The organism is Synechococcus sp. WH 8109, from assembly GCF_000161795.2.
Classification (GTDB): Bacteria; Cyanobacteriota; Cyanobacteriia; order PCC-6307; family Cyanobiaceae; genus Parasynechococcus.
Genome location: NZ_CP006882.1, coordinates 1,619,577 through 1,642,670 on the forward strand (window position 1 = coordinate 1,619,577; position 23,094 = coordinate 1,642,670).

Annotated in this window: 23 protein-coding genes, 2 tRNA genes and 2 pseudogenes; 16 read left to right on the top strand and 11 right to left on the bottom strand. The window is 63.1% G+C overall.

The genetic code is table 11. The annotated features are described in order from the left end of the window. Positions 1-34: 34 nt before the first annotated feature. Entirely contained in the window at positions 35-1,099 is a 1,065-nt protein-coding gene (locus Syncc8109_RS08790) for a trypsin-like peptidase domain-containing protein (protein WP_045172978.1), read from the bottom strand. Between the two features lie 272 nt (positions 1,100-1,371). On the opposite strand from Syncc8109_RS08790, the gene Syncc8109_RS11365 reads away from it, so the two are divergent. The 7 genes and pseudogenes from Syncc8109_RS11365 to Syncc8109_RS12945 all read left to right on the top strand — a co-directional run. Further along, positions 1,372-1,596, top strand: coding sequence for a hypothetical protein (locus Syncc8109_RS11365; protein WP_006850506.1), 225 nt, complete (start codon positions 1,372-1,374; stop codon positions 1,594-1,596). A gap of 34 nt (positions 1,597-1,630) precedes the next feature. After that, a complete protein-coding gene (locus Syncc8109_RS11370) occupies positions 1,631-1,882 on the top strand; it encodes a hypothetical protein (protein ID WP_025362477.1) in 252 nt (83 codons plus the stop codon). 111 nt (positions 1,883-1,993) lie between these two features. Then, positions 1,994-2,461 (top strand): ribosome maturation factor RimP, encoded by a 468-nt coding sequence (rimP, locus tag Syncc8109_RS08800; RefSeq protein WP_006852002.1) that lies wholly within the window; start codon positions 1,994-1,996, stop codon positions 2,459-2,461. A 54-nt stretch (positions 2,462-2,515) separates the two neighbouring features. Continuing rightward, positions 2,516-3,967: a transcription termination factor NusA gene (gene nusA / locus Syncc8109_RS08805; RefSeq protein WP_006849922.1), complete on the top strand. Its 1,452-nt coding sequence runs from the start codon at positions 2,516-2,518 to the stop codon at positions 3,965-3,967. Beyond that, positions 3,964-4,242 (top strand): YlxR family protein, encoded by a 279-nt coding sequence (locus Syncc8109_RS08810; RefSeq protein ID WP_006851947.1) that lies wholly within the window; start codon positions 3,964-3,966, stop codon positions 4,240-4,242. Before nusA ends, Syncc8109_RS08810 begins: the two co-directional genes overlap by 4 nt. A gap of 69 nt (positions 4,243-4,311) precedes the next feature. Further along, the gene (infB, locus tag Syncc8109_RS08815; RefSeq protein ID WP_006851488.1) at positions 4,312-7,665 is read left to right on the top strand and encodes a translation initiation factor IF-2; all 3,354 of its coding nucleotides are present in this window, start codon (positions 4,312-4,314) and stop codon (positions 7,663-7,665) included. 14 nt (positions 7,666-7,679) lie between these two features. Continuing rightward, positions 7,680-8,192 (top strand): annotated as a pseudogene (locus Syncc8109_RS12945) (low-complexity tail membrane protein); the annotation flags it as partial. A gap of 585 nt (positions 8,193-8,777) precedes the next feature. Here Syncc8109_RS12945 and Syncc8109_RS12665 read toward each other — a convergent pair. Then, positions 8,778-9,050: a DUF3493 domain-containing protein gene (locus Syncc8109_RS12665; RefSeq protein ID WP_071823078.1), complete on the bottom strand. Its 273-nt coding sequence runs from the start codon at positions 9,048-9,050 to the stop codon at positions 8,778-8,780. Between the two features lie 43 nt (positions 9,051-9,093). On the opposite strand from Syncc8109_RS12665, the gene Syncc8109_RS08825 reads away from it, so the two are divergent. After that, positions 9,094-9,166, top strand: a tRNA-Thr gene (locus Syncc8109_RS08825). Positions 9,167-9,419: 253 nt separating this feature from the next. Here Syncc8109_RS08825 and Syncc8109_RS08830 read toward each other — a convergent pair. Beyond that, positions 9,420-10,349 carry a hypothetical protein gene (locus Syncc8109_RS08830; RefSeq protein ID WP_232202408.1) on the bottom strand — a complete coding sequence of 310 codons (930 nt, stop codon included), beginning with the start codon at positions 10,347-10,349 and terminating at the stop codon, positions 9,420-9,422. Here Syncc8109_RS08830 and Syncc8109_RS11870 point away from each other — a divergent pair. Together Syncc8109_RS11870 and Syncc8109_RS08835 are read left to right on the top strand one after the other, a co-directional pair. Further along, positions 10,236-10,603: pseudogene (locus tag Syncc8109_RS11870) on the top strand (2Fe-2S iron-sulfur cluster-binding protein); the annotation flags it as partial. The gene Syncc8109_RS08830 and the pseudogene Syncc8109_RS11870 sit on opposite strands and share 114 nt — an antisense overlap. A 113-nt stretch (positions 10,604-10,716) precedes the next feature. Then, a complete protein-coding gene (locus Syncc8109_RS08835) occupies positions 10,717-11,496 on the top strand; it encodes a prohibitin family protein (protein ID WP_006851106.1) in 780 nt (259 codons plus the stop codon). A 9-nt stretch (positions 11,497-11,505) separates the two neighbouring features. Here the strand turns inward: Syncc8109_RS08835 and Syncc8109_RS08840 are convergent, their stop codons facing one another. The 5 genes from Syncc8109_RS08840 to Syncc8109_RS08855 all read right to left on the bottom strand — a co-directional run bounded on the left by Syncc8109_RS08840 (position 11,506) and on the right by Syncc8109_RS08855 (position 14,252). Further along, positions 11,506-11,763, bottom strand: coding sequence for a hypothetical protein (locus Syncc8109_RS08840; RefSeq protein WP_232202409.1), 258 nt, complete (start codon positions 11,761-11,763; stop codon positions 11,506-11,508). Between the two features lie 233 nt (positions 11,764-11,996). Continuing rightward, positions 11,997-12,185, bottom strand: coding sequence for a hypothetical protein (locus tag Syncc8109_RS12395; protein WP_006850150.1), 189 nt, complete (start codon positions 12,183-12,185; stop codon positions 11,997-11,999). Between the two features lie 66 nt (positions 12,186-12,251). Then, positions 12,252-13,133 (bottom strand): tRNA glutamyl-Q(34) synthetase GluQRS, encoded by an 882-nt coding sequence (gene gluQRS / locus Syncc8109_RS08845; RefSeq protein ID WP_006850528.1) that lies wholly within the window; start codon positions 13,131-13,133, stop codon positions 12,252-12,254. 50 nt (positions 13,134-13,183) lie between these two features. Then, positions 13,184-13,459: an HU family DNA-binding protein gene (locus Syncc8109_RS08850; protein ID WP_006850925.1), complete on the bottom strand. Its 276-nt coding sequence runs from the start codon at positions 13,457-13,459 to the stop codon at positions 13,184-13,186. A 133-nt stretch (positions 13,460-13,592) separates the two neighbouring features. Beyond that, positions 13,593-14,252 carry a hypothetical protein gene (locus Syncc8109_RS08855; RefSeq protein WP_025362478.1) on the bottom strand — a complete coding sequence of 220 codons (660 nt, stop codon included), beginning with the start codon at positions 14,250-14,252 and terminating at the stop codon, positions 13,593-13,595. A 41-nt stretch (positions 14,253-14,293) separates the two neighbouring features. On the opposite strand from Syncc8109_RS08855, the gene Syncc8109_RS08860 reads away from it, so the two are divergent. After that, a complete protein-coding gene (locus Syncc8109_RS08860; protein ID WP_006851833.1) occupies positions 14,294-16,399 on the top strand; it encodes a glycogen-debranching protein in 2,106 nt (701 codons plus the stop codon). A 4-nt stretch (positions 16,400-16,403) separates the two neighbouring features. Here Syncc8109_RS08860 and Syncc8109_RS08865 read toward each other — a convergent pair. Beyond that, positions 16,404-16,474, bottom strand: a tRNA-Gly gene (locus Syncc8109_RS08865). Positions 16,475-16,605: 131 nt separating this feature from the next. On the opposite strand from Syncc8109_RS08865, the gene Syncc8109_RS08870 reads away from it, so the two are divergent. The 5 genes from Syncc8109_RS08870 (at position 16,606) to plsY (ending at position 21,052) form a co-directional block, all read left to right on the top strand. Further along, positions 16,606-17,934 carry an MFS transporter gene (locus Syncc8109_RS08870; RefSeq protein WP_006850127.1) on the top strand — a complete coding sequence of 443 codons (1,329 nt, stop codon included), beginning with the start codon at positions 16,606-16,608 and terminating at the stop codon, positions 17,932-17,934. Beyond that, positions 17,931-18,680, top strand: a complete 750-nt coding sequence (locus tag Syncc8109_RS08875; RefSeq protein WP_006850673.1) for an ABC transporter permease — start codon at positions 17,931-17,933, stop codon at positions 18,678-18,680. Before Syncc8109_RS08870 ends, Syncc8109_RS08875 begins: the two co-directional genes overlap by 4 nt. Continuing rightward, positions 18,677-19,102: a DUF3119 family protein gene (locus Syncc8109_RS08880; protein ID WP_006850802.1), complete on the top strand. Its 426-nt coding sequence runs from the start codon at positions 18,677-18,679 to the stop codon at positions 19,100-19,102. The genes Syncc8109_RS08875 and Syncc8109_RS08880 overlap by 4 nt, the downstream gene beginning before the upstream one ends. A 107-nt stretch (positions 19,103-19,209) precedes the next feature. Further along, on the top strand, positions 19,210-20,229 hold the full coding sequence (locus Syncc8109_RS08885) for a DUF3086 domain-containing protein (RefSeq protein WP_006851312.1): 1,020 nt from the start codon (positions 19,210-19,212) through the stop codon (positions 20,227-20,229). A 220-nt stretch (positions 20,230-20,449) separates the two neighbouring features. Beyond that, positions 20,450-21,052 (top strand): glycerol-3-phosphate 1-O-acyltransferase PlsY, encoded by a 603-nt coding sequence (plsY, locus tag Syncc8109_RS08890; protein ID WP_025362480.1) that lies wholly within the window; start codon positions 20,450-20,452, stop codon positions 21,050-21,052. Between the two features lie 50 nt (positions 21,053-21,102). Here plsY and pyrF read toward each other — a convergent pair whose 3' ends face one another. Beyond that, a complete protein-coding gene (gene pyrF / locus Syncc8109_RS08895) occupies positions 21,103-21,825 on the bottom strand; it encodes an orotidine-5'-phosphate decarboxylase (RefSeq protein WP_006850232.1) in 723 nt (240 codons plus the stop codon). Then, a complete protein-coding gene (gene tyrS / locus Syncc8109_RS08900; protein ID WP_025362482.1) occupies positions 21,825-23,072 on the bottom strand; it encodes a tyrosine--tRNA ligase in 1,248 nt (415 codons plus the stop codon). Before tyrS ends, pyrF begins: the two co-directional genes overlap by 1 nt. Between the last annotated feature and the right edge of the window lie 22 nt (positions 23,073-23,094).

Here is a 23,094-nt window from a genome sequence, read left to right on the forward strand (position 1 = left end):
GTCACGTCCTTCGGGCGCGACCGTAGCAAGGGTTTCAAGCCATCCCAGGCAGGGGCTCAGGTTTGACGGACAGGGTCAGCTCGCGGCCCGCCCGCAGCACCTTCAAGGGCAGGGGAACATCGATGGCGGAGGCATCAACCACCTCGAGCAGCGCCTGAGGATCGGCAATGTCGCGCTCATCCACCGTGATCAACAGATCGCCGCGGCGCAGTCCCGCTTTTTCAGCCGGGCCATCGGGAAGCACGGCTTGCACCAGGGCACCACTACGTTCCGGCAGTTGCACAAGGGCGTTGGGGTCCTTGTTGTGCTCACGCGCGATGCGCGGTGTGAGGGCCACCAGTTGCAGACCGATGTAGGGGTGCACCACTTCACCCTGCTGCTGGAGCTGATCAGCCACACGGCGGGCCAGGTTGATCGGGATGGCAAAACCAAGGCCGGCCCCAGGGCCCGACCGCACCAGGGTGTTGATTCCAATCACCTGGCCATCGCCATTCACCAAAGGCCCGCCGGAATTGCCGGGGTTGATGGCGGCGTCGGTCTGAATCAGTTCCAGCCGTTTGTCGGCGAAGCCAAGGCTGTTGATGTTGCGGTGGAGGCTGCTGACGATGCCCAGGGTCACCGTGCGTTCCAATCCGAACGGGGTGCCGAGGGCGATCGCCCAATCGCCCACCTGCATGGCTTCCGAATCACCCAAGGGAGCCCGTGGCGGCAGTTGATCGCCCTCAAGACGCACCAGGGCAAGGTCTGTCACCGCATCGGTGCCCACCACCCGTCCATCCCGCTGTTCACCGTCGGCCAGCGTGACGCTGACGGACTCCACCCGATCCACCACATGGGCATTAGTGAGCACAAGGCCCTTGGCATCAATAACCACACCGGAGCCTTGTCCCCGTTCCCGCTCTGGACCTGCCGGAGGGTCCCCCAGCAGGTCCCGCAGCAGGGGATCAAGCAGCGTGGGGTCAAACGGCTGACGTTCCACGGTGCGCTCGGTGTCGATCCGAACCACCGCCGGGGCCACCCGCTGAACGGCATCGGCCACAAAGCTGTGCTCCAGGGCCTGCGCTGAGGCACCTTCACCGACCAGGACCGCTCCGGCCAGAAGAACGGCCAGCAGTTGACGCAGGGCGTACCGCAACACAAGACCTCTAATTGCCTTCTTTTTATCGGATCCAGCCCGAGAAACGGGCCCTGGTCCAAATCGATCGCAATCTCACGACGCCCTTTGCGATGCGCGGACGACTCTGAAAATCACAGATAACAGATCAGCAAACGCAGTTTTCGCAAGCGTGCACTTCTGGCTCCAGCGGCATCTCGGCTGGCCCGGTTGCCCTCACCCCTTAGGCCTCCGCGGAGAGCACAACGCTCAAGGCGGTGATCTTCGAGGAGGTCAAGCCGCTAAATCACGAAACAGATGCCGGCTACGAAGGCCCCGGGGTTGACGTTCTTGAACAGATCCGGATCCAGGCCAAGCGCCGCAAGGCGGACTACCGCGTGGCCAAGTCGGTGAACGACGGCATCGGCGCCGTGATAACCGGCAAAGCCGACATTGCCCGCGGCGTGGCCTTCACCTGGGGCCGCTCTACGCATCACTCATAGCCTTCCCTTCGGCATCGGTGGCACCCGTCTTCTGATGGCCAACGACACCACCGTCGATGGAACCCCCGCCTCAATGGAGGGCCAAACCATTGGTGTGGTGAACGACACCGCCTCAGCCCAGGTGCTGAAAAACGTGCTGCCCGGCGCCACGCTGAAGAATTTCACCACCCCCAAGGAAACGTTGGACGCCTTCTACACGGGTGACGTCTTCATACTGGGGGTACGGCGCCGAACAGCCGGGCGACGCCTTCCCCGATGCACCAGCCATCGATTAGGCAACAGCTGACGACAGGCAGACGGTCCCGTACATTGAAGGTGTGTCCGACGGGCATCTCCCTGCGGGAGATCGGTCACAACTGAAAATGCACGTCGGGCCGACGTCCGCCCTCAGTTCGAGTTGCCTCATCCTCTGCTTCCGGATCTTGAAACGCTGGTCACCGATGTGGCCTCCAGCAAAGGCTTTGCCCTTTGTGGCATTCAGCTGCTCACCCATATGAGCCCGATGACCCTGGAAGTGCAGATCCGCCACAGCAGTGGAGCGGATGTGAGCCTTGATGACTGCGCCGGTTTCAGTGGCGTACTGGGGGATGCCCTTGAGGCCTCCACCCTGCTCACTGACGCGTATGTTCTGGAGATCAGCAGTCCCGGCATCGGCGACCAGCTGTCCAGCGATCGCGACTTTGAAACCTTCCGCGGTTTCCCCGTGGAGGTGCATCACCGCGACAACGATGACAGCGAGCAACGCCTGGAGGGCCTCTTGCTCGAACGCGACGCCGACACGCTGCAGATCAACATTCGCGGGCGAATCAAACGGATTCCCCGGGATTGCGTGATCGGTGTCCGCCTCACGAGTCCGGGAAGCTGAACCCAGCGTTCACACCCCTACAACCGCTCCTTTCTTTTCCCCTAACCCAACGCGATGGCTCTCGTCCTGCTTCCCGGTCTCAGCAACCTGATCGACGACATCAGCGAAGAGAAGAAGCTGCCGCCCCAGGTGGTGGAAGCGGCCCTGCGGGAGGCCCTGTTGAAGGGCTATGAGCGCTACCGGCGCACGCTGTACATCGGCATCAGCGAAGACCCCTTTGATGAGGAGTACTTCAGCAACTTTGACGTTGGCCTCGATCTTGAGGAGGAGGGCTACCGGGTTCTCGCCAGCAAGATCATTGTTGATGAGGTGGAGAGCGAAGACCACCAGATCGCGATCGCCGAGGTGATGCAGGTGGCCGATGACGCCCAGGTGGGCGACACGGTGGTGCTGGATGTCACCCCAGAGAAAGAAGATTTCGGCCGGATGGCTGCCGCCACCACCAAACAGGTGCTTGCCCAGAAGCTGCGGGATCAGCAGCGCCGCATGATCCAGGAGGAATTCGCTGATCTGGAGGATCCGGTGCTGACGGCCCGGGTGATCCGCTTCGAGCGCCAGTCGGTAATCATGGCGGTCAGCTCAGGCCTGGGCCGTCCGGAAGTGGAGGCTGAACTCCCCCGGCGCGATCAACTGCCCAACGACAACTACCGCGCCAACGCCACCTTCAAGGTCTTCCTGAAAGAGGTGAGCGAAGTGCCCCGCCGGGGACCGCAGCTGTTCGTCAGCCGCTCCAATGCCGGTTTGGTGGTCTACCTGTTCGAGAACGAAGTTCCCGAAATTCAGGAAGGTTCCGTTCGGATCGTGGCCGTAGCCCGTGAGGCCAATCCCCCCTCCCGTTCCGTGGGCCCCCGCACCAAGGTGGCCGTCGACAGCATCGAACGAGAGGTGGATCCCGTCGGCGCCTGCATCGGCGCCCGCGGCTCCCGCATTCAGCAGGTGGTGAACGAACTGCGTGGAGAAAAAATCGACGTGATCCGCTGGTCGCAGGATCCGGGCCAGTACATCGCCAATTCCCTTAGCCCCGCTCGGGTGGAAATGGTGCGCCTGGTGGATCCCGTGGGCCAGCACGCCCATGTGCTGGTGCCCCCCGATCAGCTGAGCCTGGCCATCGGCCGCGAGGGCCAGAACGTGCGCTTGGCCGCCCGACTTACCGGCTGGAAAATCGACATCAAGAACTCCACCGAATACGACCAAGAGGCAGAGGATGCCGTGGTGGCGGAGCTGATCTCCCAGCGTGAGGAGGAGGAAGCCCTCCAGCAGCAAGCCGAAGAACGACTAGCCGCCGAACAGGCCGCTCGGGCAGAAGAGGATGCACGCCTGCGAGAGCTGTATCCGCTGCCCGAAGACGAGGAGGAGTACGGCGAGGAGCAGGCCGAGCAGGAGTTCTCTGAGCAGGAGCCCGATGAGGTGGAAGCCGGCAGCGAAACCGAGTTCGAGGCCGAAGCAGAAACCACGGACGCAGCGGTTGAGGCCGATGCCGATCCCGATCAGGAGCAGGTCCGGTGAGTGACCGCCCCGTCCTGCGTCGCTGCGTGGCCTGCCGCCAGCTCTTGGATCGCCGCCAACTCTGGAGGGTGATCCGCGACCATCAGGACGGAGTTCTCCTCGATGAGGGAATGGGCCGTTCGGCCTATCTCTGCCGCGAGGAGAACTGCCTTGAGGAGGCGACCCGTCGCAAGCGTCTGCAGAAAGCCCTGCGTTGTCAGGTGCCCGAAACAGTGTTTGCGGTGTTGAAACAGCGGCTCAACCAAAGCGTTGGTGAATCCGCTGAGGCAGACTGAACATTGGCCCCACCTTGTGCGTGGCCACCGCGGCATTCCATGCCCGGACCGATCGGAGACCCGAACTGAATGACCAGCAGCGGCAAAGTCAGAATTTACGAGCTGTCCAAGGACCTCGGCCTTGAGAACAAGGACGTGCTGGATGCGGCTGAAAAGCTGTCGATCGCTGCGAAGAGCCACAGCAGCTCGATCAGTGACACTGAAGCCGGAAAGATCCGTTCGCTACTCGGCAAAGGCGGGAATGGTGTGAAACCCGCTGCCGCGGCCCCTGCCAAGCCCGCACCTGGCAAGGCCATCCTCTCGGTGAAGAAAGCGGCCCCCGCCGCGCCAAGCAAGCCTGCTCCAGCGGTGAGCAAACCGGTTGCCAAGCCTGTGGCCGCAAAGCCCGTGGTCGCCAAACCCGTGGCGGCTGCCAAACCGCAGGCGGCCCCGAAGCCTCCCGCAGCGGCCACACCCAAACCGGTGATCACCAAGCCAGCGGCTGCACCGGTGAAATCGTCAGCAGCCCCGGCGCGGCCCGCCGCTCCTCAGAAAACCCCCGCAGCCCCGGCGCGGCCGACGGCGGCAAAACCCGTTCCACGACCTGCCGCGGCCAAGCCGCAGGTTGTCAGCAAGCCGTCTGCAGGCAAACCGGAACTGGTGAGCAAGCCAAAGTCTGCTGCCAAACCCACGGCACCCACGCCGCGACCCACACCGGCTCGCCCGGCGCCGCGACCTGCAGGAGCGGGTAGTCCAGCACGACCCGCCCCTGGCCAGGGGCAGCCCAAGCCACAGATCATCCGCGCAGGCGCTCCATCTCGGCCCGGTGCGCCAACCCGTGCCGGCGCTCCCACAAAGCCTGGTGCACCCTCACGGCCCACTCCGAGGCCTGAACTGGTGGGCAAACCCGTTCCCCGCCGTCCGGCAGGCACCGGCGTGCCTCAACGCCAGGGAGGTCCAAGCCGTCCAGGATCCCCCACCCGACAGGGTCGCCCAGGGATGCCCCCCCGCAGCGGCAACACCCTGGAACTGGTCGGCAAGCCGATTCGTCGCGACGGCAGCAGCACAGGTAGCGGTCGTCCTGGTGCGCCCACCCGTCCGGGAGCTCCTGGACGTCCCGGCATGCCTGCTGGAATGCGCAAACCAGTAGCTCCCGGTGAGCTCATGCAGCTGCAAAAGCCTGTCGGCAGGCCAGCAGCACCGGCACCCCGCCGTCCGGATGCACCCACCAAAACTGGTGGAGGTGCAGGAACGGCCACCCCGCCCGTGGCGCGTCCGAATGCCCCCTCGGCGCCCCGCCGTCCCAGCTTCCGTCCGGGTGGCCCTGGTGGCCAACGGCGGCCTGGCCGTCCCGACTGGGATGACAGCGCGCGGCTCGATGCTCTGCGCAGCCGCTCGCCGCAGAAGCAGCGCCAGAAAGTGCACATCATCGGTGAAAACGATGATTCCCTGGCGGCACAGACCGGCGGCTTCGCCGGCGAACAGGAGAACATGGTTCTCTCGGCGAGCCTGGCTCGTCCCGCCAAGCCCAAGTCGCAGCAGCGCACCGCACCCAAGCCAGTGGCGGCGATGCGCAAGCGCAAGAAGGAAACCGCCCGTCAGCGTCAGCGCCGGCGTGCCATGGAGCTGCGGGCAGCCCGGGAAGCCAAGCAAGTGCGTCCCGAAATGATCGTGGTGCCGGAGGACAACCTCACGGGGCAGGAACTGGCGGACATGCTGAGCGTCGAAAGCTCAGAGATCATCAAATCCCTGTTCTTCAAAGGGATCATCGCCACGGTCACCCAGACCCTGGACATGCCCACGATCGAGGCCGTTGCCGACGAATTCGGTGTGCCGGTGCTTCAGGACGACGTAGAGGAGGCAGCCAAGAAGACCGTCGAAATGATCGAAGAGGCCGACAAGGCGCACCTGATCCGACGTCCGCCCGTGGTCACCGTCATGGGCCACGTCGACCACGGCAAAACCAGCCTTCTGGATGCCATTCGTCAGGCCCGCGTCGCTGCGGGTGAGGCCGGCGGCATCACCCAGCACATCGGTGCGTATCAGGTTGAGATCGAGCACAACAACGAGCAGCGCAAGCTCACCTTCCTGGACACTCCGGGCCACGAAGCCTTCACGGCCATGCGAGCCCGCGGCACCAAGGTGACCGACGTGGCTGTGCTGGTGGTGGCCGCTGATGACGGCGTCCGCCCCCAGACCCTGGAAGCCATCAGCCACGCCCGGGCCGCTGAAGTGCCGATCGTGGTGGCGATCAACAAGATCGACAAAGAAGGTTCCTCGCCCGAGCGGGTAAAGCAGGAGCTGTCTGAGCAAAACCTGCTGGCGGAAGACTGGGGCGGCGATGTGGTGATGGTGCCGGTAAGCGCCATCAAGGGCGAAAATATCGACAAGCTGCTGGAGATGTTGCTGCTGGTCACCGAAGTGGAAGACCTGCAGGCCAACCCTGATCGTCTGGCCCGCGGCACTGTGATCGAGGCCCACCTCGACAAGGCCAAAGGCCCCGTGGCCACGCTGCTGGTGCAGAACGGCACCCTCAAGACCGGCGACGTCGTCGCCGCTGGTCCGGTGCTGGGCAAGGTGCGCGCCATGGTGGACGACAACCGCCAACGTCTCAAGGAAGCGGGCCCCTCCTTTGCGGTGGAGGCCCTGGGCTTCAGCGAGGTACCCACCGCTGGTGACGAGTTCGAGGTGTACCCCGACGAGAAATCAGCCCGGGCCGTTGTGGGCGATCGCGCCTCCGATGCCCGTGCCACCCGTCTTGCTCAGCAGATGGCGTCAAGGCGCGTCTCGCTCACGGCCATGTCCGGCCAGGCCAATGACGGTGAGCTGAAGGAACTCAACCTGATTCTCAAGGCCGACGTTCAAGGCTCTGTGGAAGCCATCCTCGGGTCGCTCGAGCAGCTGCCCAAGGATGAGGTGCAGGTGCGGGTGCTGCTGTCGGCACCTGGCGAGATCACCGAGACCGACGTCGACCTGGCAGCCGCCTCCGGCGCGGTGATCGTGGGCTTCAACACCTCCATGGCCTCCGGCGCCAAGAAAGCGGCGGATGCCACCGGGGTGGATGTGCGCGACTACGACGTGATCTACAAGCTGCTGGAAGACATCCAGTTGGCGATGGAAGGCCTGCTGGAGCCGGAACTGGTTGAAGAAGCCCTGGGCGAAGCCGAGGTGCGCGCCGTCTTCACCATCGGCAAGAGCGCCGTTGCTGGCTGTTATGTCACCACCGGCAAGCTGCATCGCAACTGCCGGGTGCGGGTGCACCGCGGAAAACAGGTGGTCTACGAGGGCGACCTCGACTCCCTGCGTCGCAACAAGGACGACGTCAAGGAAGTGGCCACGGGCTTCGAATGCGGTGTCGGCACCGATCGGTTCGCCAACTGGGAAGAAGGCGATCGCATTGAAGCCTTCAAGATGGTCACCCAACGCCGCAAACTCACCACCTGACCCCGCAAGCGATCGTGCAGCCCCGCAGCGAGCCCCTGCTCTGGCTTCAGTGCCTGGCCCTTGGAGCCATCCCCCTGGAGCTGCTGCTGATCCGCCTGGTTCTGGCCGGCGCGGATCCGGGTCCTGTTCCCGGTGTGGAGCGATTTCTGATTTGGGGGGTGGGGGTCCTGGCCCCAGCTGTTGCGTTGTGGCGACGGCCAGCCGACTGGGGCTCACTGCTGTTGGTGCGTCAGCCGCTGGCCAGCCGCAACAGCGATCAACTCCGCATCAGTGCCTCGCACGGCGGCTTGAGCAGCCGCGCCGCTGTGGTGATCGCCGCAGTCATCCTGCTGCCCGTGCTCTGGTGGATGGACGATTCAGCGGTGCTGGCAAGTGAATTTTCCCCGGTTTCGGGACAATCCCGTCTGGTCACCTTGTTGCTGGTCAGCCCATTGCTGGCCTTGATGGTCTGGCAGGTGCAGCAGCTGATTCAAGCCGCAGCGCTGTTGCTTGGATCACCAGCAACAGTTGCCCCTGGCGATTCGGCTTTTCGTTCTGATGCTGTGGCAACGCAACGCACCAGCCTTGGCCTGCAGTTGCTCAACCTCCACGCCCTTGAGTGGCCGGAACCTGCAGTGGAGCCGATCAAGCGAGAGCAGGACAAGGTCATCGGGGTGGAAGACACCGAGTTGGAGACGGACGACAGCACTGATCAAGCCAATACTGAAAATGAAGCACCCGACGATGAGAGTTCAGCCGTCCATCCGATGACGGCTGCAGTGTCTGACGTGGCTGGTCCCGAAACCACTCCTAAGCCCGTCGTTGCCGAGGCTCAAGCTGAAGACATTGATCCAACAGGTGATCAGGACGCCGATGAGGCCATCAGCCTGGAAGACACCACGCCGGAACCGGACGACAGCACTGAAGACGTCAGCGCCGCCGACATGAGCTCTGACAACGAAGAGCCAGAAAACCAAGAGCGAGACGACGAAAGTTCAGTCATCAACACTGAGACGACTGAAGAACCTGATGAGGCAGAGCCCGAAGCGCTGGAACCCGTCGACGCAGAGGATCAAGACGACATGTCTGAAGACGACGACTCTGAAGACATCCGTGCGGTTGACTCCGACGAATCAAGCGTCGCTGCTGCTGTCCCTGTTGCGGTCGAACCAGAGCAGTCCGGAGAAGAGCAGGAGAGCACCCCCCTGAATGCCGAAGTCAGCCAGATCGACAGTGTCGCCGGCGGAGACACGGAAAGCCATCGTGAACAGGCCGAGTCCAGCGGAGGCAAAGAGAGCAAACCAGACGAGCCGTCTGAGCCCACGCCAGGGGGTCTGTGATTCCTTGAGCAACCGTTCCCGCAGGGCGGGATCCAGGCCAGATTTGGGACGGGGATTATCGGGCAAACGTCCAAGTTGGATTCAGAGCAAATGTTAAATTGCCCATGACGCCGATGTAGCTCAGCCGGTAGAGCAACGCTTTCGTAAAGCGTGGGTCGCCTGTTCAAGTCAGGTCATCGGCTTTTTAAGCAGTGGTGCATTGAATCAGCCTGATTCAATGCATGTCTAGTTAACACATAGTCGCTTCAATCCCGAAAACGAGCAGAGATCGTTTCCGCTTTTGGTACTGCCACGAAGAAGATCGTCCCAGGGAACAATCCAGTGCTCTGGATTCACATCAGCCAACACGTCAGCCGCCTCAGGATTCTGAAGCACCAGGATCCTTCGCGACCGCAGTTTGAGCTGGCGCCTTAACCAGGGCGTCATGATCGCTTCTTAAACAAGGCGCTGGTACGAGCCATCGGCAATCACCCGTACAAAACCGGTATGGATCGCGGCTGCCAGCTCGGCGTTCTCTGGAGCCACATAGAAAAAACCTACAAAGGGATAAACAATCAACAGATGGGGATCCAGCAGCATCTGCGGGTATAACGACGTCACCACGGAATCCTCCGCTTCAAGTTCCGCCACACTGCGGGGAAACAACTGCACCCGGTTGTCATTCACCAAGCGCAGCCATTTTTCCGACCGGGCGGTGTAGGTGCGCAATCCAGCACGATCGAAAATTTCAACATCGCTCCAGCCCAGTCCTTGCACCAAAACGATGCGTTGGAGGTCCTGAAGGCTGCGGATCGTTTGCAGTTCGGCTAGCGATGCCTGATTGGTCCATCCCGCCCGCAGCCCGAGGATTCCACCCGTCACCAGAATGGGCACCGCCCGGAGACGACGGTTGAACTCAGGGCCGGCACCGTAAACACCAACCAAGAGTCGCAGGGGGTGCCGCCGACCTGCCTTCTGCCCTTCCGCGAGCGCTGCAATCGCCTCATCCTGCGGCTGAACTGCAGCGCTGAAACACAGGGCAAACGGTGTGCCGCTGCGCTCCAGCACAAGCTTCAGCAGGCGAAAGCGAAAGTCGTTTTGATCCTGACCGAGGCGGCGATCCAACACCACGGGAAGCGTGCCTTGCGGCAGTTCTGCAACTTCATCGGCAGTGAGAACGTATCGATCGGGCAACAGCTGACAGCGTTCCGACAACCGGGGCTGAATCAACAGGACTCCCAGAACCAGGAGGAACAGCATCAATAACGATGTCACCAGAGCCATCAGCTGGAGAACGTCTCCCCCGACCTCTCCCTGCTGGAGGCCCTCGATCAGCTCAACGAACAACTGATCAGCACCGGAGAACGGCCTGTGAGCTTCGAGCACGACTGCCGCGAAGGCATCTGCGGCAGCTGCGGCTTCCTGGTGAACGGCCAGGCCCCCGATGGCAACGCCCTGCCCATGGGCCGGGAGCAGGCCACCAGCGCCTTCAGCACGGCAACCTGCATCGGTTGTGGCGCCTGCGTCGCCAGTTGCCGCAATGCCTCGGCAGCTGCAGTAGCGACCTCGAATGCAAGGGTCTGTCCCCAAGGATTTCCGCAGACTGGATCAGCTGGATGCACCGGGAACGGAGAAGCTGACTGGGCAAAAACACCACAATCGCTGCTGCACCAGCCCAGAGATCATCAGAAACCTTTTGCCAATAACCAACAACAAATAACTACTGTTTTAAGGATTGACTCAAGCCAGCAGCATGCAAGCCAACCCCCAGCCGGAGCAGATCACCAAAACCGTGGTGGGCGTAACCACGGTCTTCATTGGAGGCATTGCTCTGCTCTCCAGTGTGTTTGTTGTTCCCGCCGGTGAAGTTGGCGTGGTAACCACCCTTGGAAAAGTCTCCAACACCCCAAGAGAGCCGGGATTGAACCTCAAACTTCCGTTCATTCAGTCGACCCATCATTTCAGCGTCAGAACACAGGTCATCCCCGAAAAATTTTCAACACTCACCAAAGACCTGCAGGTGATCGAAGCCACAGCAACGGTGAAATATGCGGTCAAGCCTGGAGAAGCACCCAGGATCTACAGCACGATTGCCACCGATGACTCTGCGATTTACGCCAGGGTGATTCAGCCATCACTGCTGAAATCACTGAAATCGGTGTTCTCGAAGTATGAACTCGACACCATCGCCACCGACTGGAACAACATTTCCACCCTTGTGCAGGAAAGCGTCTCCAATGAGCTGAGCAAATTCGACTATGTGGCTGTCAAAGGCCTGGACATCACGGGCCTCAAGATTGCTGAGGAATACCGAGCGGCCATCGAGCAGAAGCAGATCGCGCAACAGCAGCTTCTGCGCGCCAAAACAGAGGTTCAGATCGCCGAGCAGGAGGCCCTGAAGTTTCAGACCTTGACCCGATCGCTCAATGACAGCGTTCTCTACAAGCTGTTCCTCGACAAGTGGGACGGAAAAACGAAGGTGGTTCCGCCCATTCGTGGGGGCAGCACGCCGCCGGTGATCGTTGGCCGATAACGGGATGCGTCAGAACCCAGCGCAGCAGCGGGTCGCCGCCTGCAGGTCAGCAATGGCCTCGGCGCCACGGCCCGCCCGTAGCTGCTGCATCACCAGATCCGCCTGAACCCCCAACAGCAGGGTCTGGCAGGGATAGGCACTGCGGGCTGACGCCTGTTGCTGCAGGACCTCCGCCTCGATCAAGGCTTGTTCACAGAGCTGAGGCTGACGGCTCTCAAAACAGCGCCTGGCTCGGGCCTGAAAGGCTGCCAAGGGCGACGCACGCACCACAGGCCCCCCCATGGCGAGCAGCAGCAGGACTGTGACGGAGCGCGCGAGCAGGGCTCAGGGGGGCGATTTGCTGAGATGATGCCTCAACTTCGACCCATCGCCCCGCCGTGTACACCGACTGGACCGCCATTGCCCTGCTGCTGTTCACCGCGGTGCCGTTGTTGATCGTTGTGGCGACGGCCACCTACTTCGTGATCCAGAACGATCAGAAGACTCCCCTGGACTGAGGATCAAGCCAGGGGCCTGGTGGGACAGCTGAGTTTGGCCAGACCTGGGTTGGTGATTGGCTGGTGGTTCAACGGTGCCGACTGGACTGCTGAACTGATCTGACCGGTCCCCAGACAGACGATGCAAGTGCGGAAGCGGTCCCCCGACACCCGCTGCATTCCACTGCCACCACAGACGGTGCACGTGCACATGATCCCAAGGATCAGACGATGGATTCAGTGTGGGGCGAAAACCCGGCGTTGATCCCGAAGTATTCCCTAAGAAATCACTGCATTGATCTCTTGCTCCGTCAAGTGTTCGAGCAACTCTGTTGCACTCAGACGCGCACCAGGATCCAGCAGCTGAAGACCTGAGGCCAAGCGACCAATCACCGCAGCCGCATCCAGCCCCACGGCTCGGAGCGATTCAAGGCCGGAACTGGCCTCACGTTTAGACAGTTTCTGGCCGCTGGCATCACAAAGCAGAGGCCCATGCCGGAACTCGGGTGGTGATTCACCCAGGGCCGCAAAGAAACTGCGCTGGGCTGGAAGGGCCTCGCGCAGATCAGCACCACGCACCACATCGGTGATACCGAAGCTGAGTTCGTCGATCACGGTGGCGAGCTGGTACGCGATGAAGCCATCGGCTCGCCGCAACACCACATCGCCACTGCCGTGGGGATCGTCATCGGCCACCCGCAGGCGCCAACTGGGGAGCCGCTGCTGCTGCCAGCCCCAGTGGTGCCCAGCCGTCCGGCAGAAGCCGGGATAGATCGAGTGATCGGCAAGCTGCCTTCGGGAGCAGCGACAGGCGAACAACCATCCGGATCGGCGTAACCACGACAACCAGGAGTAGTAAATGCCACGCCGTTCGCTCTGGAGCAGGACCGGCCCATCCCATTCGAGGCCCAGCCAGCGCAAATCGCTTTGGATAGCCTCGATGGCACCGGCGCGGTTACGCGGTGTATCGAGGTCATCGATGCGCAGCAACCAGGCCCCACCGGCCTGACGGGCCACCAACCACGAGAGTAGAGCCGTTTGCAGGTTGCCGAGGTGGAGCACCCCCGTGGGGGATGGGGCGAAACGGCCGCGGTAGCCACCGGCAGGAGCCAGGGCTCGACCCCGCTCCAGATGCTGCTGCAGATGCTCTGGAAGAGCCATCAAAAAAGGCGACCCACTGGGCCGCCCGCAGAACGAAATTGAGGCGCTGATCAGCCCTGAACGCGGTCCTTGAACATCTTGCCGGCGGTGAAGGCGGGAACGCGCTTGGCGGGAATAGCGATCTTTTCGCCGGTCTTGGGGTTCAGACCCTGACGGGCGGAACGCTCACGGGGTTCAAAGGAACCGAAACCGAGGATGGACACCTTCTTGCCTTCCACCACGGAGTCGATGATCGTGTCGATAGCGGCGTCGACAACCATGGAAACGTCGGTCTTGGTGAGCTCGGTGCGAGCAGCCACCAGATTCACCAGATCAGCTTTGTTCATTGGTTAAAGAGAGTCGGGGGGCGGGAGACGGCTCAGATACGGCGTCGTGGGCTCGCCGCTGCCTTCCCCAAGCGGCCCAATCGTATGGAGAGCAACCGGTTGCTGCAAGCGAAAGGTGTTGTGCCGCAACGCTTTAGCAGTTGTCTGCAGAATCGCTCCAACCGCTGAAGGGCACAAGCCGCTCCCCACGCAAAGCACCAAGTGCAGCCCCAGAAAGCAGTTGGGGACTGGCATCTGAAGGAATCCAATCCCTGAGCCTGGCCAAGCTGTTCAGCTGTCTTGGCCAGTGGAATGTGCGGGCATGGCGCATCGGCGCGAGCTGACCCTGAGCCCATGGCGTCAGCAAACGCCCGCAGAACAACAGTTCATTTGGTGCCGGGGCGAACACCACACAGCTCCCCGGCGTCGGCCCCGGCGTCCACAACAGCCTCAAACCACTCACGGTGGTGTGTTCCTCGGCGAAGGTGTCCAACGGCTCCACATTTGGCAGGAGATAGGCCTCCTGTTCCTGCACCAGCACCGGCCATCCCAGGCGCTCCTGAACGCGACGAAGGCGCCCATGGCCTTCACGGCTGGTGAGCAGGATCCTCGGGCTGCGGGTTCCCGCCAGCTGGTGCAGAGCAGTGAGGCTGGCCTCCGTCAACGGCGGGCAGTCCACCAGCACGGGCTCGGGATCCAGATCCAGCCACCAGGAACTGCCCCCCTGGCTGTCGCGGTTGGGCGGAAACAACCAGAGGTCGTTACGCAGCTGCTGCGGCGGCCGGCCGGCCTCAAGTGTGGTGGTCATCGCCATTGGTTCAAAACAACGGACCAAACCACTAGTTTGAAGTCGAGATGCCCCAACGGGCCTTGAGTGGCATTCACCCCGGTTCTTCATGGCCCCTGGGCAGCAGCCTCACCAGGCAAGGTGTGAACTTTGTGCTGGCAGCTCCCGGGGCCGACCGCATTGAATTGCTGCTCTACAGCAACGGCAACGATCGCAACCCAGAGCGGGTGATCGAACTGGACGGTCGACGTCACCGCTCGGGCGACTACTGGCACGTAGAAGTGGAAGGAGTCGGCGAAGGCTGCTGTTACGGCTACCGGGTCTTCGGGCCGCTGGCGCCGGGTGGCCATGGCTTCCAGCCCTCCAAAGTGCTGCTGGACCCCACCGCCCGTGCCATCAGTGGCTGGGACGTTTACGACAGGGTGCTGGCCACCGGCCCCTCACCCAACGCCCATGCTTGCCTCAAGGCGGTGGTGTGCGAACGGGATCTGTTCGATTTTCAGGCCCATCCGCGCCCGCGCCACAGCTGGCAAAGCACGGTGATCTACGAGCTGCACGTGGGGGGCTTTACCCGCCGCGAGGATGCCGGGGTCGCCGTGGAACACCGCGGCACCTACCTGGGCTTGATTGAGAAGTTGCCCTACCTAAAGGAGCTGGGCATTACGGCGGTGGAGTTGTTGCCGGTGTTCTGCTTCGACCCGGCCGATGCCCCCCCGGGGCGCGACAACGTGTGGGGGTACAGCCCCCTGAGCTGGTTCACACCCCACCACGACTACTGCTGCAGTCGCGATCCATTGCAAGCCCGCCATGAGGTGCGCCAACTGGTAGCCGCATGCCATGACGCCGGCATCGAAGTGCTGCTGGATGTGGTCTACAACCACACCACCGAGGGCAACCGCCATGGCCCCACCCTGAGCTGGCGGGGTTGTTCCGACAACGTCTACTACCACCAAAACGAGGACGGCGACTATCAGGATGTGAGCGGCTGCGGCAACTCGATCGCCGCCAATGCGCCGATCACCACCCAGCTAATCCTCGAGTCGATGCGCTGCTGGGCCCTGGAACTGGGTGTGGATGGCTTCCGCTTCGATCTGGGCATTGCCCTGAGCCGCGGCGACCAGCTCAAACCCCTGAATGAGCCGCCCCTGTTCGCGGCGATGGAGGCCGACCCACAGCTGAGTGACCTCAAATTGGTAAGCGAACCGTGGGACTGCGGCGGCCTTTATCGGCTGGACGACTTCCCCGCCAAGCGGATCGGCACCTGGAACGGCCATTTCCGCGACGGGGTGCGGCGCTTCTGGAAAGGGGACGACCACAGCACCTGGAGCCTGGCCCAGCGGTTCAAGGGCAGCCCCGATCTCTATGACGGCAAGCCCGTGGCCCTGGGGAGTTCGGTGAACTTCATCACCGCCCACGACGGCTTCACCCTGGCGGATCTGGTGAGCTACAACCGCAAGCACAACCTGGCCAACGGCGAAGACAACCGGGACGGCGAGAACCACAACAACAGCTGGAACCACGGCATCGAAGGTCCCAGCAGCAATGCCCTGGTGCAAAGCCTGCGGCGGCGTCAGCAACGCAACCTGCTCAGCTCGCTGCTGCTGGCCCGTGGCGTGCCGATGCTGCTGATGGGCGATGAAGTGGGCCGCAGCCAAGGTGGCAACAACAACAGTTGGTGCCAGAACAGCCCCCTGGGCTGGATGGTCTGGGATGAAGACCACTGCGACCTGGAACTCAAGCAGTTTCTGCAGCGGCTTCTGCGGCTGCGCCAGGCCCTGCCGCAACTGTTTAATCCATTGGTGCCGCCACGGGAGAGCAACCGCAAATCAGCGGAACAACCATCGGAGCAGCGAAGCGATCTCTGGCGCCAATGGCACGGGGTGAACCTGGCCAAACCCGACTGGGCCGCCTGGAGCCGCACGACGGCCACCAGCCTCCACCGCGGCAGCCGCGGGGCCCTGCTGTGGATGGGCTTCAACGCTTACAAGGAAAGTCTCAGCTTTGAGTTGCCGGTTCCGGCCTCCCCCTGGAAACGGGTGATCGACACCTCGTTGCCCAGCCCCAAGGATTTTCCAGCCGAGCCTGCCAGGTTCAGCGGCGTTGAGATTCCCTTGCAGAGCCGGAGCTTCGTGCTGCTGATCGCCGAAGAGGAAGCCTCAGGCCTGCGGTTGTGATCAGAGCGGGTGACGGGAATCGAACCCGTGTCATCAGCTTGGAAGGCTGAGGTCTTACCATTACACAACACCCGCATAGTACAAACAAACCACTGCCCATGGGGCTGGTGGCGTAGTGAGCACGCATTCATTATGGCAATCCGCCTGCCCGAAGCCTCCGCGTGACACCGACCGACGCATCCCTACAGGGATCCCGCCGCAGGCTGATGCTGGCCTACGGCCTGGGCGACGCCGGGACCGGACTTGCGGCCACCCAACTAGGCTTCTATCTCTTCCCGTTTTTTATCTGCGCCGCTGGCCTGCCGGCCTTCATCGCCGGCTCTCTGCTAACGGTGAGCAAGGTTTGGGATGCGCTTAATGATCCGTTGATTGGCTGGCTCAGCGATCACACTCACAGCCGCTGGGGCCCGCGTCTGCCCTGGATGCTGACCGCAGCCCTGCCGCTAGGCATCACCCTAACGGCGATGTGGTGGGTGCCCCCAGGCGACACTCTGCAGCGCACCACGTACTACGCGGTTATGGCGGTGTTGCTGATGACCGCCTACACCAGCGTCAACCTGCCTTACGCCGCCCTCAGCACCGAACTCACTCCCGACACCGCCATTCGCACCCGCCTCAATGCGGCGCGGTTTACCGGATCAATCCTGGCGGGCCTGAGCGGACTGATCGTGGCTTCGGTGGTGCTCACCGAAGGAGGCGGGGGCTATCTGGCCATGGGCCGGATCACCGGCAGCATCGCCGCCACCACCACGCTGCTCTGCTGCTGGGGGCTAGCCCCCTACGCCAAGCGGGCCCAACGGCCGGTGCCCAACAACGAGCCGCCGATGCAGCAGCTGAAGCGGGTGATGACCAACCCCCGTTTCCGCCAGGTGCTGGGGCTGTATCTGCTGCTCTGGTTCGGCCTGCAACTGATGCAGGTGGTGGCCCTGATCTGGCTGGTGCAGGTGGTGCATGTGCCTGCCAACCTCTCCACCTGGATCCTGTTGCCTTTCCAGATCGCCGCCCTGCTGGGGCTTCAGATCTGGAGCAACCTCAGCAACCGTATCGGGCGCGTCGCCACCCTGCGCTGGGGCGCGGGGCTATGGATCAGCGCATGCCTGCTCTCAATGCTGTTCCCGCCCCTGGCGGCGGATCCCGGCCCGCTGCAACTGCTGCCACTGGTGGGGCTGATTGCCCTCGTTGGGGTGGGAGCGGCGACGGCCTATCTGATTCCCTGGTCGCTGCTACCCGACGCGATCGACGCTGACCCAAGCAAACCCGCCGGGCTTTACACCGCCTGGATGGTGTTCGGCCAGAAACTGATCATCGGCCTGACCATGTCGGTGTTCGGCAGCCTGCTCTCACTCACCGGCTACATCTCCGCCAAGGGAGGCAACTGCAGCGGGGCACTGAGTTTCATCGAACAGCCGGATTCAGCCCTGCTGGCGATCAGGCTCTGCATGGGTCTGATTCCCGCCATCCTTGTATTGCTTGGCCTTGTGGTGATGCGAGGCTGGCCCGAGCGTGGAGCCCGTCTGCAGAAGGACACCGGATGAACACTCCTCGTTCCATCAAACGCCTGGGCACCAGCCTGCTGATCGGAGGCCAGGCCGTGGCGGCCACCCTGCGCGGTCGCATCAATCGGGGCGAGCTGTTTGAGCAAATGTTGGAGGCCGGCCCGGGCAGCCTGCTGATCGTGCTGATCATCTCGGTGGCCGCCGGCTCGGTGTTCAACATCCAGGTGGCCGCAGAACTCACCCGCCAGGGAGCGGGATCAACGGTGGGCGGCATCCTGGCGATCGGCCTGGCACGGGAGATCGCGCCCCTGCTCACCTCCTGCCTGCTGGCCGGCAAGGTGGCCACCGCCTACGCCGCCCAGTTGGGGACGATGAAGGTGACTGAACAGATCGATGCGATCACCATGCTGCGCACCGACCCGGTGGAGTACCTGGTGGTGCCCCGGATGATCGCGATGGTGGTGATGGCTCCGGTGCAGTGCTTCTTCTTCTTCTTCGTGGCGGTGTGGTCGGGCCAACTCACCAGTACGGCCCTCTACAACATCCCGCCGGCGGTTTTCTGGACCTCGGTGCAGACCTGGATGAACCCGCTGGACCTGCCGTTCATGCTGGTGAAAGCCCTGGTGTTCGGGCTGATCATCGCCACGGTGGCCTGCGGCTGGGGCCTGACCACCCGCGGCGGTCCCAAGGAAGTGGGCACCAGCACCACCGGCGCGGTGGTGATGATCCTGATCCTGGTGGCCCTGATGGATGTCGTTCTCACCCAGGTGCTGTTCGGAGCATGAGTTCAACCCCCGCCCCCGTCACCCTCAAGCCGGACGTGCGGCTGCCGTTGCTGGTGGTGGCCCTTGGCCTGGCACTGCTACCGCTGCCGCTCTCGCCCTGGCCCACCTTGGTGGTGGGGCTGTTCGGCCTGTTTCTGCTGATACAGAGCGCCAGCCTGCGGCTGGAATTCAAGGAAGACGCTCTGATCGTGTGGCAGAACAGCCGCGAGCTGCGGCGTTTCCCCTACGACCAATGGCTGAGCTGGCGGCTGTTCGCCCTCTGGCTGCCAGGCCTGTTTTATTTCCGCGAAACCCAGAGCATTCACTTCCTGCCGATCCTGTTCAGCCCCAGGGAGCTGCGGGAACAGCTGGAACTGCGGTTGGGAGCACTTGAAGTACCGAAAGACGACCCGGAAGACAACACGAGCAAAAGCGAGCAGTAGCACGATTTCGAGGCGATTCTGTGCTGATATCCATGCGATTTCGTGCACCCCTGTCGCAGTTGTGATGCCACCTGTTTTTCTGCGGTCTGGTCGGCTGGAATGGAGGGATGGAGAGCACGGCAGCTGACGCAATGCCCGACGACACCGACCTGACCCCCCAGGCGCCTGAACCGGAGCAGGCCCTGGCGGAATCCAGCGGCGAAACCAGCACAGAACCCCCCAGTGCCACCAGTACCGAGCCCGCCGCTGCAGAAGCCAATCCCGTGATGGAACTGGCCCTCAAGGATCTTCAGGAGCGTCGCGACGCCCTGGAAGCGGAGATCAACGCCCTCAGCTCCCGCAAGCAGCAACTAGAGACTGAACTGAAGGCCAACTTCGCTGGCCAGTCCGACGCCATCGCCCGCCGCGTGAAGGGCTTCCAGGAGTACCTGGGCGGCGCCCTTCAGGACCTGGTTCAGAGCGTGGAAAACCTGGAGCTGGTCGTGCAGCCAATGGTGGTGCAGCCCTCCCCCCTCGATCAGGCGGCAGACAACGCAACGGCGCCGGAGAAGCCCGGTGAGAGCACCCCACCGCCAGCGGTGGCCGACACCTTCCGCCCCGATGAAGAGCTGATCCGTGAGACCCTGGAGCGCTTCCTCAAGCAGCCGGACGTCTACGCCGACCCCTGGAATCTGCGGCGCAGCATCGACGCCCGCGACACGGCCCTGCTGGAGGACTGGTTCTTCAATCAAGGCGGACGTGGCGCCCAGCCCAGCCGCGGCACACGGCCCCGCAACATCCTGGTGAGCGCGGCCCTGATCGCAGTAATCGGTGAGCTGTACGGCGATCAGTTCCAGTGCCTGGTGCTGGCCGGCGGCCCCGAACGGCTCGGTGAATGGCGGCGCGGCCTGCAGGATGCCCTGGGCCTGGGCCGGGAAGACTTCGGCCCCAGCAGCGGCATCGTGCTGTTCGAACGCCCCGAAGCCCTGGTGGAGCGGGCCGACCGGCTGGAGGAGCGGGGCGAAGTGCCCTTGATTTTGATCGATGCGGCCGAGCGCAGCGTCGAAATCCCTGTGCTTCAGTTCCCGCTCTGGCTGGCCTTCGCTGCCGGACCGGGTGAACGCCTCGACAACGACGATCTGCTGTAAGCAGAAGCCCATCGACCCCTGAAGCCTCAGGCGATCGCCGGTGCGCTATTGCGTACATGTGTCTGTGCTGATGGCATCGATCTCCGTGACAGAAGCGCGAAAACGCCTGTTCTCGTTGATCGACGACGTGCGCGAATCCCACGAACCGATTGAGATTCAAGGCAAACGGGGCAGCGCCGTGCTTCGATTCAGCCGCGATCTCGCAACCGCGCACGTCCCTGTGATCCTCACCTCACTACTGCTGCTGGCCATCGGCTACCTGCTGGGAGCCATCCCCAGCGGCTACCTCGCGGGCCGCTGGCTCAAAGGCATCGACCTGCGCGACTGCGGTTCCGGCAGCATCGGCGCCACCAACGTGCTGCGCAACGTGGGCAAGGGCCCAGCCCTGGTGGTGTTCCTGATTGATCTGGGCAAAGGAGCCCTGGCGGTGCTGCTGGCCAAAAGCGTTGGCCTGAGCGACTGGCTGCAGGTGCTGGCGGGCCTGGCGGCCTTGGCCGGTCACATCTGGCCGGTGTGGCTGGGTTGGAAGGGCGGCAAGGCGGTGGCCACCGGCCTGGGCATGTTCCTGGGGCTGGCCTGGCCGGTAGGGCTGGCCTGCTTTGGCCTGTTCATGGCCGTGATCTCGATCTTCCGGATCGTGTCGTTCTCGAGCGTGGTGGCCGCCATTGGACTGCCGCTGTTGATGCTGCTCTCCGGCGGCAGCAGCGCCTACGTGGTGGTGTCGCTTGTGGCCAGCCTGATGGTTCTCTGGCGTCATCGCAGCAACATCGAGCGGTTGCTGGCGGGAACCGAACCCAAGATCGGGCAGAAAGCCAAGGGCTGAGCTAGCTACTTGAGCAGCAAAAGCTCAGGCAACAAAATGACGCTCGTCGATCAAAGCTCCCCGCAACAGGCTGCAAAAGCAGCGCTTGGATCCTCAACCTTGGTGATCGGCCGGCCGATCACCAGCTGACTGGCTCCAGCTGCAATCGCCTCAGCCGGCCCCATCACCCGGGCCTGATCACCTACCGCAAAGCCCTTGGGACGAATGCCTGGCGTCACCAAGGCAAAGGGTTCAGGGTGCTGAGCCCGCAATGCCGCGGCCTCCAAAGGTGAACACACACAACCGCCGATGCCGGCGGTTGCCGACAGCTGCGCCAACACCGGCACCCGTTCGGCGATGCCCTGGGCAACGGCGAGTTCCCGTTGCAGCCGTTGCTCTTCCCAACTGGTGAGCACCGTCACCGCCAGCAAGGTGGGGGCGGGTTGGCCAGCCCCTTGAGCCCCTTCCTCTGCCGCGGCCTGGGCTGCCTTGAGTGCTTCGCTGCCGGCGCAGGCATGCACTGTGATCAGTTCGGCCCCCAGCGCCGCTGCCCGCCGGCAAGCACCAGCCATCGTGGCCGGGATGTCGTGAAATTTGAGATCAAGAAACACACGCAGTCCCATCTCGCGCAGCTGGGCCACCACCGCCGGGCCGGCCTGCACAAACAGCTCCAGGCCCACCTTCACCCAGCGCAGCCCTTCCACCTGGCCGGCAAAGCGCAGCGACTGTTCGGGCGCCATGCCATCGAGAGCCACGATGATCAGATCGGCGGGGTCAGCGGGATGCAAGGTCATCAGCCCACCAAACGACGGAAGGTTTTCTTGCCCAATTGCAACACCTTGCCCTCCAGCTCCGCCGCTGAAGCGAACTCCTGGTTGGGGTCGGTGATCTTTTCCCCCTCCAGTCGGGCCGCACCACCCTTGATCTGACGGCGGGCCTCGCTGCTGCTAGCGCAGATCCCCACGGCACTGAACAGATAAAAGGCCTTGGCCGGGAAATTCACCTCGGCAAGCGACGCTTCGGGCACATCAGCGCCAGCATCACCACTGCCCCCCACCAGGGTGGCGGCATCGCTCTGGGCCTTCTGGGCGGCTTCGATGCCATGGCGGCTGGCGGTCACCGCCAGGGCCATCGCCTTCTGCTTCTCGCGCGGGTTTTCAGGCAAAGAAGTCAGATGCAGATCGGTCAGCAACGTGACGTAGTCGTCGATCGCCGCATCGCCGACCTTCTCCAACTTGGAGTACATCGACAGCGGATCCTCCTCCAGCCCCACCACGTTGCCAAGGCTCTTGCTCATCTTCTGCACCCCATCCAGACCCACCAAAATCGGCAGCAGCAGGCCGAACTGGGTGCCTTTGTTGAAGTGGCGCTGCAGGTCGCGGCCCATGGCCACGTTGAACTTCTGATCGGTGCCGCCCAGCTCCACATCCGCATTCACCGCCACCGAGTCGAAGCCCTGCAGCAGCGGGTAGAGAAACTCATGCAGGGCGATTGGGGTGCCGCTGCCGTAGCGCTTGGAGAAGTCGTCCTTGGCCAGCATCTGACCAACTGTGCCGGTGCCGAGCAGGCCAATCACCGCCGGTAGGTCCATGCCCTCCAGCCACTCGGAGTTGTATCGCACCTCCAGGCGGCCGGGGGTTTCGAAATCGAGCAGCGCCGTTTCCTTGGGCTGGTCCTGTCCCAACTGGCGCAGATAGGTGGAGGCGTTGGCGGCCACCTGCTCCTTGGTGAGCTGCACCCGCGTGGCGCACTTGCCGGTGGGATCACCGATCCGCGCCGTGAAATCGCCGATGATCAGAACGGCCTTGTGGCCCGCGTCCTGGAAGGCCCGCAACTTGCGGAACAGAATGCTGTGGCCCAGATGGATGTTGCTGCCGGTGGGATCGATGCCCAGCTTCACCCGCAGCGGCCGGCCTTCCTTTTCGGCCTGGACCAACCGGGCCGCCAGGGCCTGATCCGCATCACTGGGATCCCCGGCCGGGAACAGGTCGGCCATGCCCCGGGACAGCCAATCCGGCAACGACGGGATGGAGTCCGGCATGGAGAGGCGCAACGAGCGAGCG